Source organism: Nocardia abscessus (assembly GCF_015477775.1).
Classification (GTDB): domain Bacteria; phylum Actinomycetota; class Actinomycetes; order Mycobacteriales; family Mycobacteriaceae; genus Nocardia; species Nocardia abscessus_A.
Map to the genome: position 1 here is coordinate 1 of NZ_JADLQO010000005.1, position 17627 is coordinate 17627.

The following is a 17627-nucleotide window of genomic DNA, read 5'->3' on the forward strand; positions in this document are numbered from 1 at the left end:
AACCCCAGAAGACGACACTCCAAGATCGGAATGCTCAGCCCCGTAGAGTACGAACAAGCCCACACCCCCACTCACGCAGCCGCGTGAGCATCACACCCAACCCGTCCGGGAAACCGGGGCAACCTCACCCGGCCGAGATACCCATTCGCTCCGGTGACGAGGACGCGCACCACCCGATCTTGTCATCGAGTCGGCCGGTTGCTCGGATCGATACCGAACGGGGCCGCATGTTCGGTGTCGAATTCGGGAAGCATGCTCGCCGCGCCTGGGTTCCGGGGGTGAAGCCTTGGCTAGGGGTTTCGTGGTTGGCTGGGGTGGTGTCGGAGTTCGGCCGGGCGCGGTTGGCCGCGGGGGCGTTGTTCGTTCGCGGCGAAGACGTGTTGCTTGTGCGCAAGACGTATGGCAATGGCTGGGATCTGCCGGGTGGGTATGTGGAGCCGGGGGAGGCGCCCGCGGCGGCCTGTCGGCGGGAAGTCGGTGAGGAACTCGGGATCGATCGTTTCGCTCGTCGGCTGCTGGTGCACGACTGGGCGCCGAGTGCTGGTGAAGGGGACAAGGTCCTGTACGTCTTCGACTGCGGTGAACTGGGCGCCGATGAGCGAACCATTCGATTGCAGGAGTCGGAACTCGATGCCTGGCAGTGGGTTTCGATCGCCGACATCGATGACTATCTGATACCGCGTTTGGCTCGGCGGGTGCGGCAAGCGCACCTGGCGCACCTCGACGGCTGCCCTCGGTACCTCGAGCACGGTCGTCCGCTGGGGCAGGTCGATCAGTAGAGCGGTGCGCCGCGTCCGAACGGACGGCAGCTCGGGCTTGCGTTATACGTATACATCTACTTATAGTGAGACGTCGGTCCGGATGTTCTGGGAACATTGATTCCGCAGCTGGAGAGCCGGATTCGGAGCGGGCCGGTCCACGGTAGACGCATGCCTGGATGCGCACTGATCTATGAAACGGGGAAACCATGACTACCGATCCGGACAAGGGCACCGCCGACCAGTCGGCCGGCGGCGTCGCTCTCGTGAAGGAATCCGCCGCGCCGGGTGAGGCGGGCGACCTCCGCCAGATCGTGTTGCGGGTGGGGCCGGGCGGCGGGCGCAAGCAGCGCTTCTCCGGCAGGCTGCTCGGCGAATCCCGCGAGTACAGCAAGGTCGGGATGACTGTGCTGCGGGTCTATGTGAGCCGCAAAGGCAAGTTCGTGGTGCACCGGCACGAGATGACCTGGCGCGAAATGTCCGTCGCGATCGACTGGACCGAATGGAAGAATTGGCGCGAACTGCTGGGGGTCGGCAGCGGCGAGCGCGAGTGGGGTGACTACACGGTGGAGATCGTGGACGAGCCCGCCGAACTGCGAGGCCGGATTCCGGAGCACATCTACCGAACGGCCGTCGACGTGGCCGAGAACCCGACCTCGCAAGACCTGCCGATCTGACCGCGCTTTCTCGAAATCCGGAAAGGATTTATTCGCACATGTTCGCACGACTGGGGGCCGTGGTCGTCCACAATCCGTGGAAGGTGATCGGCCTGTGGGTGCTGCTCGCCATCGCGGTGGTGGCCTCGGCGCCGGAACTGAAATCAACGACCGACCAATCCGCTTTCCTTCCTTCACATTACGAGTCGATTCAAGCGTTGGAGTTGCAGCAGAAAGCGTTCCCGGAGAGTTCCGCCCCCGCGGCGATCATCGTGTTCGCCCGGGCGGACGGCAGTCCGTTGACCGAGGCGGACGCGGCTTCGGTCGTCTCGATCGGCAACGACCTGCGCAACGCGCAGGTCAAGGACGTCACCGGGATGCAACCGACGCCGCCGTCGGAGAACCGCCTGATCCAGATCATCGCGGTGCAGATGACGAAGGTGACGAGTCCGAACGACACCACGCAGGGCGACGCCGTCAAGGCGCTGCGCACGCAACTGAAGGAACGCGTCGCGGACACCGATCTGAAGGCGGGCATCACCGGTCAGGCGGCGCAGGTGCTGGACCAGACGGAATCCAGCGAGAAGGGCATGGCCATCATCGGCGTCGCCACCATCGTGCTGATCCTCGTGCTGTTGCTGGTCATCTTCCGCAGCCCGGTGATCGCGTTGCTGCCGATCGTCGTGATCGGCGCGGTCTCCACCATGGTCGGCGGATTGATCGCCATGATGGCCAAGGCCTTCGACCTGCAGATCGACTCCTCGGTCAATGCCATCCTGGTGGTGGTGCTGTTCGGTGTCGGCACCGACTACATCCTGTTCCTGATGTTCCGCTACCGCGAGCGGTTGCGTGCGGGCGAGGACTCGAAGACCGCCATGGTCAGCGCTGTCACCCGGGTCGGTGAGGCGATCACGTCCGCGGCCGGTGCGGTGATCATCGCGTTCATGGCCCTGTTGCTCTCCACGCTCGGCATGTTTCGCGCTCTGGGTCCGGCGCTGGCGATCGCGGTGGGCGTCGCGCTGGTGGCCGGGCTGACGCTGGTGCCCGCGGTGGTCTCGCTGTTGGGTACCAAGGTGTTCTGGCCGTCCAAGGCGTGGCGCGCCGAGCCGAAGGGCGCGCGGTTCGCCGCGGCGGGCAACGCGCTGGGCCGACGGCCCGGTGTCTTCGCCGTGGCCTCCGGCGGTGTGCTGCTGGTGCTGGGGATCTTCGCCTTCGGTTTCCACCCGACGTTCGATCTCAGCTCCGGATCGACCTCTGAGGCGTCGGAATCCGTCGTCTACAGCAAGGAACTGGTCAAGGGCATGCCCGCCGGGACCACCCAGCCTTCGGATGTCCTGTTGCGGTCCGACGGTGCGTTGACCGCCGAGCAGCTCACCGCTTACCGCAACGCGCTGGCCGGTGTACCCGGTGTCGGGCAGGTGGCCGAGCCGAAGTTGTCCGCGGACAAGACGATCGCCGACTTCGCGGTGACGCTCGACGCCGCGCCGGAGTCGGACGCCGCGCTGGACACGGTCAAGGGACCACTGCGCGATGTCGCGCACTCGGCCGCGCCTGCCGGTACGACGGCCGCCGTCGGTGGCCTGACCTCGGTGTTCGTCGACTTCCAGGACGCTATGGCGCGCGACTACGCGATCGTGTTCCCGGTCGCGGCGATCCTGATCATGATCGTGCTCGGCTTGCTGCTGCGCAGTCTGGTCGCACCGTGGTACCTGATGGCGTCGGTGTTTCTCGGATTCGCCGCCACGCTGGGCGCCGCGGTGCTGGTGTTCCAGCACTTCCAGGGCGAGTCCGGGCTGATCTTCACGCTGCCGGTGATCATGTACCTGTTCGTGGTCGCGCTGGGCACCGACTACAACATCCTCATGGTCGCCCGGCTCCGGGAAGAAGCCCGCGAAGGCAACGAGCCGAAACAAGCGGCGGCGCTGGCCCTGCGGCACACCGGACCCACCATCGCGGCGGCCGGGGTGATCCTGGCGGGAACGTTCGCGTCGATGATGCTGGCGGGCAACAATGTTCTCGCGCAGATGGGTTTCGCCATCTCGGTGGGCATCGCGATCGCGGCCTTCGTCATGGCGATGTTCTTCACGCCCGCACTCACCGCGATCATCGGGCACAAGGCGTGGTGGCCGGGTCACGGTGACCAGAAGCCCGCTGGTTCGGGACCGGACGCCGTCGTCGGGACCGCCGCCGTGGAGAGCCGAACGGGATAGGAGCCGCTGAACACCGGCGATCGACGTGGTCGAGTAGACCGGAACAGAGCTGTGCACCCGGAATTGCCGGGTGCACAGCTTTTTCGGGCGAGGAACGGTGCGTGTCCTCGGATCGCCGGATAGCGTTGATCCATGGAGTATCTGCTCTGCGCAGTGGTCGTCGCGCTTATCGTCTTGGGGATTGTCCGCATTTCCGGTAGCCGCCCGAGTAGCGCACAGCAGCGACGACGCCCGAGTAGCGCACAGCAGCGACGACGCCCGAGTAGCGCACAGCAACGACGACGTCGTGGACGCGGGTGGAGTGCGGGGGACCGCGGCGGTAATTCCGGTAGTGACTCCGGTAGTGGTTGTGGGGGTGGGGGAAGTAGCTGTGGAGGCGGGAGCAGCTGAGAGACCGGCGCCTTCGGTAGGCATGCTGCGTGACCTCGCGAGTGAACCGTGCCGCCGCCGCCGAGCACCCGGTCGGTTGTTCGCGCCGTCGTTGCCGCGGAGCCGGATTCGCCGACGGAGCGCGCAGCTGTCACGGCTGCGCACCGCAGCCGTCGGAGGTTCGCCGGCGACTTCAGCGCGCCGAAGAGGGCCGACGGACGCGGTCGCGCTCAGCCGATGACCGCGTAGGGGCGATGAACCTTGATCGCCGAGTCCAGCACACGAGTGACCGCGGAGCGGGAGACGCCGAGCTCGTTCGCGATGGCAGGGGTGGAACCGCCCTGGTCGGCGAGCGTGAGAATCTCTCTGACCTCCTCGATCGGCAGGGTGGACAGACGTCGGCCGGTGATGGCCCGTGCTATCGCGGAGATCTCGTCGTCGTCGGTGGCCGCTTCCTCGGGCTCGGCGGGAAACTCGTCGTCCTCGTCGTCTTCCGCGTCGAGGATCGGCAGCGCTTCGGTGCGCAGGGGGGCTTGCTCGAGCGCGAGTTGTTCGCTCTCCGCGTCGGCGGAGCGGTCGTTCTGCTCGGCGGACAGCGACTTTCCGCGTTGCGCCGCGCGCGGGGCGGTGGCGTTCGGGTTCACCTGCGCAGCCGTGTCGGTGGTCGCCGGCATGGGATCCGCGGCACCGGAGCCGGGGTGCCGGGCGGCGTCGTTGCCCCGAAGCGGGCGTTCGCCTCTCTCGAAATTCGCCTGCGGTGCCGCATTGCCAGCCTGTGCCACGGGCCGCTCGTCGAATTCGAATCCCTCGTGCAGGTCGTCGAGCGAGATCTGCTGTGGCGCGGATGGCCGGGCGGGGTCGAGGCGCGGCTTGGGGTCGATGGACGCGGGCGCTTCCGCTCGGCCGAGCGCTGCTCGCTCCGCGTCCGCCGGGAAAGGTTGTGCGGGTTCGGCCGGTCGGGTCATGGGTTCGGCGGCGACATCCGGGACGGGATCGGCGAAGGACGCGATCAGATGATTCGGTGCCGGAGTCGATACTTCCTGACCGCTGCCGACAGACGGATCCTGGCTTCCGTCCGCAGCGCGGTTGTCTGTCCGATTTTCGGCGCCGGGCGCAACGCTGTGGCTCGTGACCGGAAGGGCCTGCGCGTCGATGTCGGTGGTGATCTCGGCGGTGTGGCCGTTGGTGGCGCGCACAGTGGTGTGCCCGTGGTGTCCAGTTCTGGTGCGGCTTACGAGCGGGCCGTCGGTGCTGGGAACATTGCCGCCCTGCAAAGCGTGAGCGTCGCCGGTCGGGGAGGAGTCGACGGCCTGCACACCGGTGGTCGGGCGCACGCTGTGCCCGTCGATCTGGAGGGAGTGTGCGTCGCCATCGACGTCATGGCCGTTAGTGGCTGGCTGAACGGTGCCGACCCGCCCAAGGTGTTCGTCGCCGGGGCCGGATGCGCGCGGGCCGTTGGCGCTCGAGACACTATCCACCTGGCGATGGGGGGCGTCGCCGTTCGCGGAGGAATCAGTGGTGGGGCCATCCGTGATCGGGGGCGCGGTGTGTCCGTTGGTCTGCGGGGAGTGCGTGTTGCCGTTGGCTGGGGTTTCGTTGGTGTGGCCGTTGGCGGTTGGGCGCAGGGTGTGCCCGTTGGCTTGGGCAGGGTGTGCGTTGCCGTTGGTCGGTGTCTTGTTGGTGTGGCTGGTGGTGGTTGGGTGGAGGGTGTGCCCGTTGGTTTGAGCAGGGTGTGCGTTGCCGTTGGTCGGTGTCTTGTTGGTGTGGCTGGTGGTGCTTGGGCGCAGGGTGTGCCCGTTGGTTTGAGCGGGGTGTGCGTTGCCGTTGGTGGGGGTCTTGACGGTGTGGCCGTTGGTGGTGGGACGCACGATGTGCCCGTTGGCCTGGAGAGGATGGGCGTGGACGTTGGGCGGGGTGTGGCCGTTGATGGCCGGACGCCCGTTATTTCCGTTGGTCGGCGGGTGGTACGCGTTGCCGTTGGCAGCGGCCCTGGTGGTCCTTCCGTCGACCGGCAGGACGGCGTGGCCGTTCACCGAGACGTCGTAGGTATGGCCGTCGACGGTGGGTTCGACCGGGTAACCGTTCGGGGCCTGCGGAAATGCGGCATCGTTCGGATGGGTTTCGACCGCATGACCGTCGGTGAACCGCTCCGCCGGGCCTGAAGTGGTGTAGCGGGCGTGCACTTCGGCACTTTCAGGGTTCGCCGCCTCGACCGGATCGTGATCGAGCACGGACCGATCCAAGGGATGACCACCGACCGGCGCGGTGACGGCATGGCCGTTGATCGGCGAATCGATGGCGTGACCGTTGATCGCCGACGGCTCTGCGTGGTAGGTGCGCGGCGTAACAGGCGTGTTCGAGCCGGCGGACTGGTTGCCCCGGACCTCGCGGAGACCGGCCGGGGAGGCGTGCTCCGGCTCGCGGCCACTGTTCAGGGGCGCGGTGCTGATCTCTTCTTCCCAATGAAATCGGCCACCGTTCGCCGCCGTGCCCGCTCCCTCGAGCGAGTGATGATCACCGCCATCCGGCATGCCCGAGGTACGTCGCGCGTCGATCCGGATCGCCTGCGGATCGCGATCGATCACCGGCGCGCCGTCGATCAGCACCGCGTACCGCGCCGAGACCCAGGCGTGCAGCCAGATCACCACGCCGACCATCACCGGCGCGATCGCGTACTCGACGGTGCGGCCGAGATCGCCCGCGGCCAGATGCGGTCCGGTGTTCAGCGCGACGGTGGTGCCGAGCAGTGCCGCCTCGAAGAAGATCACCTTGCCGCGTGCCAGCTCCCGGCCCCACCTGGCGGCCGTCGTCGCCGCGACCATGATGGTGATGATCGGGATCGAGATCATCGCCTCGATGCCGTAGCTCAACCAGTACAGCGGATCCGACATGTCGCCGCTGGGCACCAGATTGTGCTGCACATTGACCCCGGCCCACACCATGCCGAGCACGACGACGGCGATCAAGGCCCGTGACGACCACTCCGCCCTCCGGTAGAGCTGCGCCAGCCGCGCGTCCGCGCTGGACACCCGCCGCCGCGCCGCCAGGGCGCGCCGATGCCAGCGGGCGTCGGCGTCGTCGGAACGGCGCAACGCGGCCGCCGATTTGCGATCCCGCTGCTCGGCGGCCAGTTCCGCCTCGACCTCCCGGCGCCGCTGCTTGCGTCGCTGCGCGCGAATCCATTCCGCCAGTTCGCGCTCCGCTGCGATCTCGCGTTCGGAGAGCACCTGCAACAGCGCGGGATCCAGCTGCAGGGGCAATTTGCCGCGCGCGGTCTCGACTTGCTGTGCCAGCGCGGCAATCTCGGAACTACCGTTCGACAGTTCGTCGGGCATCGGCGAGCCTTCCCAGGAGCAGGTGTCATGTCGGGTGGTGGAGACATGAGTGCTCGAACATATGTGTGATCGGAGTGAGACTAAACCGACCTCTGTCCGTGGTCAATGTCGCGGAGAGGTGACCGACGGCGACACGCCGAGCTGCCGAAAACTGCGGTGTTGCTCGATTATCCGGATGAGCGGCCATTTCGTCGGCGCTACCGCGTGTCGAAACTGCGTTCGAATTCCTACCGCGCCATTGGCTGACTTTCGCCGCTTCGGGCACCGTCTGTCATGGAAGCCGACGTGGACCCGATTTGTCCGTCGCGCATCCGGCCGTCGCCAGAATCAGGCGAACGTGGTGTGCCAAACCAGGGCGGCCGCCAACGCGCCCGCGCCGTTGACCGACCAGTGCAGGGCGATCGGGGCGAGCAGACTGCCGCTGCGTTGGCGCAGCCAAGTGAACACCACGCCCGCCGCGGCCGTCGCTACGACGGCGAGCAGGATCCCGATGATCTGGCCGGCGACGCCGCCGCCGACGATGCCGCTCAAGCCGCGGTTGCCCGAGGTGAGGCCGAAGGAGGACGCGATATGCCAGAGACCGAACAGCATGGAGCCCGCCGCGAAGACGCCGCGAGCACCGTAGACGCGGTGGAGTGTGCCGTGCAGCACGCCACGGAAAGCCAGTTCCTCGGGAATCGCTGTTTGCAGCGGGATAACGATCATCGAGGCGATCATTGCGCCGGAGATGGTCGCGTAGCGATCGGCCAGGAAGAACGGCCGGGTCAGCGGTAATGCCGCCCCGATCGCCACCACCGTGAGGACCAGCACCACCGCGCCGAGCGCGTAGAGCGAACCGCGCCGCCAGTGCCGGGGCGAGAGGCCCAGCTCCGACCACCCCAGGCCGCGCTTGCGCATCAGCGCGAGCAGCGCGATCGCCGCGACCGGCACCGTCACGATGCTCGCCCACGCGGTGGTGAAGTGCGCGATCAGATTGGTGCCCGCCAGGACCATCACTACGACGGCGACGTCGATGTGGGCCCGCCTTCTGTGCCGTAGCTGAGGTGTTGCTGCTAGGTCCGGTTCAGTCATCTCGGATCAGTGTACGGATCTGCAACAGGTTCGCTAGCCGCCAGGGGTCGACTGATGGATAGGTCAATTGAACCCCTCCGGTGTCAGTTTGCCGAGGTGGGAGCCCTGCGCGAGCACGGCAACGCGTCGCGGGTCGGCGCCCCGGAGTCGCGAAAGCTGAGCCGGGGTGCTGCTCAGTGCCGTCAGCCGGCCCAACCCTGCGGATCGGTCCAGGCCTGCAACGCGCGAGTGGTCTCGAAGCGGCGTGGCTCTCGGGTGACCGGATCGGTGAACTCGAGCGCGGCGGCCAGCAATTGCAGTGGCCTGGTGAAGTCGTTCACTGGCTTGTCGGTGAGCACCGGGTAGAAGTCGTCGCCGAGGATGGGGATGCCGAGGCTGTTCATATGCAGGCGTAACTGGTGGGTCCGGCCGGTGTGCGGGCGCAGGCGGTAGCGGCCGAGCCCGTCCCGGTGCTCGAGCAGTTCGACCTCGGTTTCCGCGTTGGGTTCGCCCGGCACCTCCTGGGCCGCGAGCACCTGCTTCTCCTTGACGATCCGACTGCGCACCACCCGGGGCAGGGTGAGATCGGGGTCGAAGCGGGCGATGGCCTCGTACTCCTTGCGCACGGTGCGCTTGTGGAACATGGTCTGGTACGCGCCGCGGCGGGCCGGGTTGATCACGAACAGCACCAGGCCCGCCGTGACGCGATCGAGCCGATGCGCCGGGATCAGGTCGGGCAGGTCCAGTTCCCGGCGCAGCCGCACGAGGGCGGTCTGCAGGATGTGCTGACCGCGCGGGATGGTGGCCAGGAAGTGTGGTTTGTCCACCACCAGCAGGTCGTCGTCGCGATGCACGACGGGGATGTCGAACGGGACCACCGTCTCCTCGGGGAGATCGCGGTGGAACCAGACCGCGCCACCAGGTACATACGGTGCGTCGGGGGCGATCGGCCCCTCCAGGTCGACGATGCCGCCCGCGTGCAGCAGTTCATCGATCCGTGTGGCGGGCACCCGGGGCAGGCGCTCCACCAGATGGTCCCGAATGGTCGCCCAGTCGCCCTGCTCCGGTAGTCGCAGCCGGGCCGGGTCCAAGCCGTGCCGCTTCGGCAACGGCGGTTGTTGCCGCCTTCTCATCGGTATCGACCCTAGCCGCCGGCCTGCCGTAGGCCGCGACGCCGGGACCTCAGTGGGCCCGGACCGCGATGCCCGGGTAGTCGAGCACCAAGCCCGACTTGTCGTACTCCAAGACGCAGGCGAAATCGAACTCAGGGGCCGCGTAGTCGAACCTCGGTCCGTGCTCGCCGTCGCCGATGCGGTCGTAGCGCTGCTCCAGCCGCGCCACCGCGGCGCCGGAGGCGTACACATACGCCGCGGGTGCTTGCGCGCCCTCCCCGACCTCCCGCGCCGACCTGTGCACGGGCAGCGCGTTGGTCAGCGCCGAGGATTCCAGGTCCACGTCGAGGCAGCCGTCGAGCAGCGGCGCGGGCATGCCGTCCAGCAGCCAGGACCCCGCACCGTCCGCGTCCAGCACCAGCGTGTTCCAGCCGCCCGGCTTGCGGATGGCCACCTGGGCCCGGCGGGTGCGCCATTCGGTGTCGAGCGCGATCCGGTAGTCCACCGTCCAGGCCGCGCCGTTCTCGACGGCCGTCGTGCAGCCGTCGATCAGCACACCCTGTTCGGTGACCCGGAAATAGGCCACCTCGAACCCCTCGCGTGCGGTTCGATGCCGCCAGGCGGCGGTGGGCGGCGGCGGCGCGAAGGTCATCGGATCAGAATCCGCGCAGCCGATCCGGCGTCACCCGCACGACCACCGAGTATTCGGCGTAGAACTGCTCGTCGGTCAGGTTGATCGAGCGCAGGCCCTCGGCGTACTTCGTGGTGAAGGAGGCGATTTCGGCCGCGCTCGGCCGCTGCTCGACGACGCGCGCTGTGCCGGTGAGCACGACGACGTCGCCGCCGTGCTCCGTGCTGTTGAGGTTCAGCGCGACACGGGGATTGCGCTGGATATTGCGTACCTTCGATTGCCCGGGCTTGCTGAAGATCAGGAATTCACCGTCGCGCCACTGGAACCAGACGGGGTTCGGCTGCGGTGTGCCGGTGGGGCCGACGGTGGTCAGCCAGAGGACGGACTCGCCGCTCAGTCGTTCGGCGACTTTCGCGCCGAATTCGGTCTCGGTGTCGACGACGGGGGTCGAGCGATCGGATGCCGTGGAGGTCATGGCAGGGACAACGCCGCGGCACCCCGGGCGATTCCGCTCGCCGCTCAGAAGTCGACCCGGTCCGTGGGAAGGGGCCTTCGCTCGTCCGGGCAGTCGCGGGCACGACCGCGCGACGCGTTCCATTACGGGGTGGCCCGCTCGTCCAGCACCATCAGGCGGGCCTCGACCAGCGTCCTGCGCGCGCGGCGGCGGACCCGGCACAGTTCGACGCTGCAATCCAAGTGCACCTGCATGGCCTGGTGCGCTTGGCCCGCGGTCAGTTCACCGGGGTCTCGCGCGCAATTCGACAGAACCGAAAAAATTTCCGTGCCATACATATTGGATACTCCTGCGCCTCGACAGTTCTGCTTTCGCTCGAAGTTAGCGATGTGCGCGGGCTATCGGACCAGGATGCGCTGCCGTTCACGGAGGTTTCCCCGGCGCGTCGGCAGTTCGAAAACCTCGGGTCCGGAACGGTTTTCGCACATTGCCGAAATAAGTCGGGCAGGACAACGCCGGGTTGGGCGGGGTCGCCCCTATCGCATCTTAGTAAGTTAGCCTAACCTTCCTTGTTGATGACGATGGGCGGATGTCGGCGAGCTGCGCCGGGAAGGTCGGGAGGCGAGGTCAGATGACGGTGGAGGTCGCGCCGCCGGGGGCGGAGACGGGAAACCGGCCGCCGAAGGCGGTCGAGAAAGAACGCAAGCGGCAGGAGGCGCAGGCGCGCAAGGACATCCTCGCGCCGGTGCGCGGCCCGCTGAATGTCGCGAGCGTCGTGATGGCGGTCGCGTCGGTGTGCACGGTCGTGCCGTTCGTGCTGATCGTGGAGGCTTGCCGCGAACTGCTCGACGAGCAGGTGGACACCGATCGGGTGTGGCGTCTGCTGACGATCGCGGTGCTGGTCCTCGTGGTCCGCGCCCTGCTCCAGGCCGGCGCGCTGACCTGGACGCATCTGCTCGACGGGAAGTATCAGCTCGACGTGCGCCGGGCGCTGGCGGCCAAGCTGACCCGGGTGCCGCTCGGCTGGTTCGGCGACCGGAACTCGACCGAGGTGAAGAAGTACCTGCAGGACGACGTCGAGGCGCTGCACTATCTCGTCGCGCACGCCAGGCTCGAATTCGTCGGGGCGCTCGTCGTTCCGATCGTGACCCTCGGCTACCTGTTCGGCGTCGATTGGCGGCTCACCCTGGTACTGCTGATCCCGCTGGTGATCTACGCCGTGGCGCTCAGCAGGATGATGAACCAGGACAGCCGCGACCGGCTCGCCGTATACAGCCGGTGGGAGAACCGCGTTCAGGAGAGCACCGTCGAATTCGTCGACGGCATCCAGGTGGTGCGTGCCTTCGGGCAGGCAGGCAAGGCGCACACCGAATACCAGGAGGCGGTGGACGCCCAGGCCCGTGCCTTCGACCGGTGGAAGACGCCCATGATCCGGTTGCAGGCGGTCTCCGACATCGTCATCACGCCGGTCTTCATGATGCTGGTGATCGTGCTGTCCGGACTCGCCGCGGTCGGACTCGATTGGGTCGCGCCGCTGGATGTGCTGCCGTTCCTGCTCGTCGGACTCGGTCTCGGTGGTTCGCTGCTCGGTCTCGGCTACGGCGGGCAGGCGTTGCGCGTGGCGGGCGCCGCGGCGGTGCGCCTGCACGAACTGCAGCAGACTCCCGAACTGGCGGCCGGGACGGCGGCGGAATCGGGAGTTCCGGATCGGGCGGGGGTGGTCCGCTTCGAGTCGGTCACCTTCGGCTACCGCGACGATCGCCAGGTGCTGCGCGGCATCGATCTCGAACTCGCTCCAGGCACCATCACCGCGCTGGTCGGTCCGAGCGGCTCCGGTAAATCCACGCTGGCCAAGCTGCTGCCCCGGTTCTACGACGTGACCGGGGGGCGGATCACGATCGGCGGCCGAGATATTCGCGACCACTCCACCGAAGAGCTCTATCGGACGGTCGGATTCGTCTTCCAGGACGTCCGCCTGATCCGCGGCTCGATCCGCGACAACCTCCGGATGGCCGGGCAGGACGCCACCGACGACGCACTCGAGCGCGCCGCGCGCGCCGCGCAGATCCACGACAGGATCGTGTCGCTGCCGCGTGGATACGACTCCGAGATCGGCGTCGACGCGGCGCTTTCCGGCGGCGAGGCCCAGCGGCTCTCGATCGCCCGGGCGCTGCTCGCCGACAGTCCCGTACTCGTGCTGGACGAGGCCACCGCCTTCGCCGATCCCGAGTCCGAGGCCGCGGTGCAGGACGCGCTTGCGGCGCTGGTCGCCGGACGTACCGTCCTGGTGATCGCGCACCGCCTGCACACCATCACCGGCGTCGACCGGATCCTGGTGTTGGAGAACGGAATATTGGTCGAACAGGGAGACCACCAGAGTTTGCGCGACGCCGGCGGCACCTATCAGCGTCTCTGGGAGATCAACGAGGCGGCGCTGGACGCGGTCGCGCTCGTGGAAAGCGAGGAGACTCGATGATCCGCAAGCTTCTCGGACTCGTCCCGGCCGAATACGCCGGGCTCACCCCCACGTTGCTGGCGGTGATAATCGCCCAGGCGCTGAGCCAGTCCGTCGCCTACCTGCTGCTCGTGCCGGTGCTCGAGTCGCTGTTCGACGGCGATCTCGGCCGGGCGTGGACGTGGGCGCTGCTGATGACGGTCGCCGTCGCGGCCATGGCGATCTTCGGCTACTTCCAGACCTCGGTCGGACTGCGCATCGCGGTGGGGATGCAACGCGGTCTGCAGACCAGGATCGGCGATCATCTCAACGCTCTGCCGCTGGGCTGGTTCGAAACCCACAGCGCGGGCCCGCTGTCACGCATGGCCGTGGAGAACGTGCGGGAAATCCAGGGCGCCGTGGCGTATCTGGTGGCCCGGGTGCTCAATGGGATCGTCGTTCCGCTCGGTGTCGCCGTGGGCATGCTGTTCATCGACTGGCGGATCTCGTTGGCGATGCTGCTGGCGGCGCCGGTGTTGTTCCTGGTGAACGGATTGGCCTCGCGCGCGTACCGCAGCTCCGACGAACAGGCCCACGCCGCCGCGGCCGAGGCCGACGCCCGCGTGCTCGAGTTCGCCCAGGCACAGCCGGTTCTGCGGGCCTTCGGCGCCGTCGGCGCGGGCAACCGGGCATTGGAGGCGGCGCTGCACCGGCAACGGTCGGCGACCGCGCGTCAGGTGTTCACCGCGGTTCCCGGGTTGATCGTGTTCGCGCTGTCGGTCCAGGCGGTCTTCCTGGTGCTGGCCTATGTCGTGGTCGGCAGGGCGACCGGAGGGGCGATCTCGGCGGCCGCGGCGATCGCGTTGATCGCGGTCAGCTCGCGGTTCATCGAACCGCTGAATCAGGCGGCGCAGCTGGGCAACGGGTTGCGCGCCGCGGCCGCCGCCGTCGGGCGGGTCGGCGATCTGCTTGCCGAACCCGTTCTTCCCGAGGCGGAATCGCCGGTGACCCCGGGCGCGCCCGCGGTGGTCTTCGACAATGTGAGCTTCGGTTATCGTCCGGGCGAGCCGGTGCTCAGCGAGGTGACCTTCAGCGTGCCGCCCGGTACCACGACCGCGATCGTCGGACCCAGCGGCGCGGGGAAGACCACGCTGCTGCGGCTGGCCGCCCGGTTCTACGACGTGGACTCCGGTCGCGTCGTGGTGGGCGAACACGACGTGCGCGAACAACCGTCGGCGACACTGTTGAACCAGCTCTCCCTGGTCTTCCAGAACGTCTACCTGTTCGATCGCTCGGTGGCCGACAACATCAGGATCGGCAAGCCGGAGGCGACCGATGCCGAGGTGTGGCGTGCCGCGCAGGCCGCCAGCGTGGACGAGATCGTCGGGCGCTTGCCCGAAGGGTTGGCCACACTGGTCGGCGAGGGCGGCGCGGCGCTGTCCGGTGGTGAGCGGCAGCGGGTCTCGATCGCCCGGGCACTGCTCAAGGACGCCCCGATCGTGCTGCTCGACGAGGCGACCAGTGCGCTCGACCCGCACAGCGAGGCGGTGGTGGTGCGCGGTGTGCACGAAGTGACCAGGGGCAAGACGGTGATCGTGGTCGCGCATCGACTGGCCACCATCGCGCACGCCGATCAGATCCTGTTCGTCGACGGCGGCCGGATAGTCGAACGCGGCACGCACGATGAGCTGTTGGAACTCGGGGGTCGCTATGCCGACTTCTGGAACGAACGCTCCCGCGCAGCGGGCTGGCGTCTGGAACCCGCCGCGGTCTGACGGTCCCGGCATACGCCGCCGCCCGCTATCTCCGATAGCGGGCGGCGATCGTTCCGGCCGAGGGGCCTACTTCCAGTAGGCCTGGGCCTTGATCGCGGTTTTGGGCAGTCCGTGCGTGGACTTGAGGGTCTTCACGATCGAGCGGGTGGTGGCGAAATCGCAGGCGGCCCAGCCGAACGCGTCCTTCGCGCAGGTGATCTCCTGTGCCTGCTCGCGCAGCAGCCTGCCGTTGTCCACCCGCTGCAACCAGGTGACCTGATGATGCGGCTTGTTGCGAACGGGAAGCGTCCGGTCGGATTCGTACTGCCATTCCAGCCAGACCCGGGCCGGGACATCGCCGATGGCGTCGAGCAGAGAATTGATCGCGGGCAGCGAGGCGGTGTCGCCGAAGACCACGTATTCACTCGGCGCGGTCTCCGGCAGCTCGAATTTCGAGCCGAGCACGCTGGCGTCGAGCGGGTCGCCGACCGCGGCGTTCCTGGCCCAGTCCGCGGCCGGACCGTGGTGCAGGGCGAATTCCATCCAGAACCGGTCGCCCTCGGGATCCGGGTCGACGAGGGTGAACGCTCGGTGATGCAGCTTGTCGCTCCCCTCCTGGGGAATCCATACGCGAATCCACTGCGTGGGATGGACGGGGTGATCCGTCAGCAGCCCACCGGCATCGAAGCCGAGCCGTACGAATTTGTCCGTAACCTCTTCGGTCGATGTCACAGTGAGCCGGTAGTCCTTGCCGCCCCACGCCTTGACCACGACGCCGCTGAATCCTCTGCTCATGCAACTGAGGTTAGCCTAAGAATACTTGGCGGTCACGCGCTAGGAAGCATTCGGCCCGAAACGCCGAAGTGCCCCGCCCGAGGCGGGGCACTTCGGTTGCGGCGGACGATGTTCAGCAGCCCGTTCCGACGAAATTGCCGATGGTGCACACCGATTCCCGGGTCAGCTTCCAGCTGCCGTCGACCTGCCGCCAGGACACGTCGAAGTACCACGGTTCGTAGCCCTCGGTCGAGGTCAGCAGCTTGGCGTAGACCACGTCGCCGTCGACGCTCACCGGGCCGACGACATCCCAGCGCCAGCTCGCGGGTGCGACCGCGATCAGCGCCGCGGCGCGATCGAAGGCGGGCAGGCCCGCCTCGCCGTTCTCCAGTTCCGCGGCCCTGGCCGAGCGCGAAGCGCCCGCGTTGAACAGGACGGCCATCTTGGCGCGCAGTTCGCCGGTGCCGGGCGCCTTGGTGCGCAGCGGAGTGACGAGCGGGGCGGCCTGGGCGACGGTGCTCATGGCGACCGTGCCGAGGGCGCCGGTCAGGACCGAGGCGGCAACCACGATAGCGCCGATGGTCTTTCGGCTGATTCCGATCATCTGTTCATTCCAATCATTCCGGTGTGCGCTCACTCATGGTCGAGTGAAGCGCGCGCCTTCACTGTAAGGTAAGCCTATGCAAACATAGACGCGCAGGTTCGGTCGATGTGGGCGTGCCCACGGGTGCGGCGCGAGTCGAGAGTGGGAGAAACAGTGGGAACGCTTGTTGTCGTCGGTGCGGGTCCGAAGGCGTTGGCGGTGGCGGCCAAGGCCCATGTACTGCGCGAACTGGGATTGCCCGCGCCGCGCGTCGTAGTGGTGGAAGCCCACGCCGTGGGCGGTAATTGGCTGCCGAGCGGTGGCTGGACCGATGGGCAGCATCGGCTCGGCACCAGTCCGGAAAAGGACATCGGCTTCCCCTATCACTCCACGTGGGCCCGCGGTCGCAACCGGGCCATCAACGAGGCCATGATGGCCTACAGCTGGACCTCGTTCCTGGTCGATCAGGGCACCTACGCCGAGTGGATCGACCGCGGCAGGCCGAGTCCGCAGCATCATGTCTGGGCGAAGTACCTGCAGTGGGTCGCTCGTGCGATCGACCTCGAACTCGTCGTCGGCACAGTGCGATCCATCGCGGCGGCGGCCGACGGATGGCAGGTCACCGCGGTCGACGCGGACGGTCGCCCGACCGAGATCGAGGCGGACGGCCTCATGATCACCGGGCCGGGCCGCAGCGAGAAAGCGCTGACCAAACATCCCAAGGTGCTCAGCATCGCCGAATTCTGGGATCTGGCGGGTAAGCGCAGTCTGCCCGTCGCCTCCCGGGTCGCCGTGATCGGCGGCGGCGAGACCGCCGGTTCGGCGCTGGACGAACTGATCCGCCACGGCATGCTGTCGATCTCGGTGATCTCGCCGATGGCCACGATCTACACCCGCGGTGAGAGTTATTTCGAGAACTCGCTTTTCAGCGACCCGATCAAATGGGGGGCGCTGAGTGTCGACGAGCGCAGGGATGTCATCCGACGGACCGACCGCGGCGTGTTCTCGGTTCGCGTGCAGGAGAGTCTGCTCGCCGACAATCGCGTGCATCACATGCAGGGCCGGGTGGTCCGGGTGGCGGATCAGGACGGCGCCGTCGCGCTGACGTTGCGCAACGAGATGCGCCCGGATCAGGTGCACACCGCCGACCTGGTGATCGACGCGACCGGCGGCCGTCCGCTGTGGTTCCTCGAACTGTTCGACGCGAATGCCGCGGATCTGCTCGAGCTCGCGGTCGGGGGCGAGCTGACGCAGGCGCGGATCGAGGCCGCCATCGGATACGACCTCGCGGTGTCGGGTCTGGACAGCAAGTTGTATCTACCGAACCTGGCCGCGCTTGCCCAAGGCCCCGGCTTTCCGAATCTCAGCTGCCTGGGCGCACTTTCGGACCGGGTGCTCCAGACGGCGACGGTTCGGCAGGTCGCGGCGCGACGCGGGAACGCGGCCCTTCCGGTCGATTGATCAGGTCGGCACGCACGGGCGCTTGAGATAGGCTAGGCTAACCTTT

14 protein-coding genes are annotated in these 17627 nt (G+C 67.7%); 6 read left to right on the plus strand and 8 right to left on the minus strand.

Going from position 1 to position 17627, the window contains the following annotated elements:
• Positions 1 to 317: 317 nt before the first annotated feature.
• From IU450_RS15280 to IU450_RS15290, 3 genes are all read left to right on the plus strand, one after another.
• Positions 318 to 779, plus strand: coding sequence for an NUDIX hydrolase (locus tag IU450_RS15280; RefSeq protein WP_324197684.1), 462 nt, complete (start codon positions 318 to 320; stop codon positions 777 to 779).
• A gap of 188 nt (positions 780 to 967) precedes the next feature.
• Positions 968 to 1435 carry an EXLDI protein gene (locus IU450_RS15285; protein WP_195150477.1) on the plus strand — a complete coding sequence of 156 codons (468 nt, stop codon included), beginning with the start codon at positions 968 to 970 and terminating at the stop codon, positions 1433 to 1435.
• 38 nt (positions 1436 to 1473) lie between these two features.
• On the plus strand, positions 1474 to 3624 hold the full coding sequence (locus IU450_RS15290) for an MMPL family transporter (RefSeq protein ID WP_195150478.1): 2151 nt from the start codon (positions 1474 to 1476) through the stop codon (positions 3622 to 3624).
• A 599-nt stretch (positions 3625 to 4223) separates the two neighbouring features.
• Here the strand turns inward: IU450_RS15290 and IU450_RS15295 are convergent.
• From IU450_RS15295 to IU450_RS15320, 6 genes are all read right to left on the minus strand, one after another.
• Positions 4224 to 7328 carry a hypothetical protein gene (locus IU450_RS15295; RefSeq protein ID WP_195150479.1) on the minus strand — a complete coding sequence of 1035 codons (3105 nt, stop codon included), beginning with the start codon at positions 7326 to 7328 and terminating at the stop codon, positions 4224 to 4226.
• A gap of 327 nt (positions 7329 to 7655) precedes the next feature.
• Positions 7656 to 8399, minus strand: coding sequence for a CPBP family intramembrane glutamic endopeptidase (locus tag IU450_RS15300; protein WP_195150480.1), 744 nt, complete (start codon positions 8397 to 8399; stop codon positions 7656 to 7658).
• 182 nt (positions 8400 to 8581) lie between these two features.
• Positions 8582 to 9511 carry an RluA family pseudouridine synthase gene (locus IU450_RS15305; RefSeq protein ID WP_195150481.1) on the minus strand — a complete coding sequence of 310 codons (930 nt, stop codon included), beginning with the start codon at positions 9509 to 9511 and terminating at the stop codon, positions 8582 to 8584.
• Between the two features lie 49 nt (positions 9512 to 9560).
• A complete protein-coding gene (locus tag IU450_RS15310) occupies positions 9561 to 10142 on the minus strand; it encodes a putative glycolipid-binding domain-containing protein (RefSeq protein ID WP_195150482.1) in 582 nt (193 codons plus the stop codon).
• Between the two features lie 4 nt (positions 10143 to 10146).
• Positions 10147 to 10596 carry a TIGR03667 family PPOX class F420-dependent oxidoreductase gene (locus IU450_RS15315; protein WP_195150483.1) on the minus strand — a complete coding sequence of 150 codons (450 nt, stop codon included), beginning with the start codon at positions 10594 to 10596 and terminating at the stop codon, positions 10147 to 10149.
• A 122-nt stretch (positions 10597 to 10718) separates the two neighbouring features.
• Positions 10719 to 10913, minus strand: coding sequence for a hypothetical protein (locus tag IU450_RS15320; RefSeq protein WP_195150775.1), 195 nt, complete (start codon positions 10911 to 10913; stop codon positions 10719 to 10721).
• A gap of 293 nt (positions 10914 to 11206) precedes the next feature.
• Between IU450_RS15320 and IU450_RS15325 the strand changes: the two genes are divergently transcribed.
• On the plus strand, positions 11207 to 13051 hold the full coding sequence (locus IU450_RS15325) for an ABC transporter ATP-binding protein (protein ID WP_195150484.1): 1845 nt from the start codon (positions 11207 to 11209) through the stop codon (positions 13049 to 13051).
• Entirely contained in the window at positions 13048 to 14784 is a 1737-nt protein-coding gene (locus IU450_RS15330; protein WP_195150485.1) for an ABC transporter ATP-binding protein, read from the plus strand. Before IU450_RS15325 ends, IU450_RS15330 begins: the two co-directional genes overlap by 4 nt.
• A 66-nt stretch (positions 14785 to 14850) precedes the next feature.
• Here IU450_RS15330 and IU450_RS15335 read toward each other — a convergent pair whose 3' ends face one another.
• Together IU450_RS15335 and IU450_RS15340 are read right to left on the minus strand one after the other, a co-directional pair.
• On the minus strand, positions 14851 to 15558 hold the full coding sequence (locus tag IU450_RS15335) for a siderophore-interacting protein (protein WP_195150486.1): 708 nt from the start codon (positions 15556 to 15558) through the stop codon (positions 14851 to 14853).
• 112 nt (positions 15559 to 15670) lie between these two features.
• Positions 15671 to 16141, minus strand: coding sequence for a hypothetical protein (locus IU450_RS15340; RefSeq protein ID WP_228834643.1), 471 nt, complete (start codon positions 16139 to 16141; stop codon positions 15671 to 15673).
• A gap of 153 nt (positions 16142 to 16294) precedes the next feature.
• Between IU450_RS15340 and IU450_RS15345 the strand changes: the two genes are divergently transcribed.
• Positions 16295 to 17581, plus strand: coding sequence for a SidA/IucD/PvdA family monooxygenase (locus IU450_RS15345; RefSeq protein ID WP_324197685.1), 1287 nt, complete (start codon positions 16295 to 16297; stop codon positions 17579 to 17581).
• Positions 17582 to 17627: the final 46 nt, after the last annotated feature.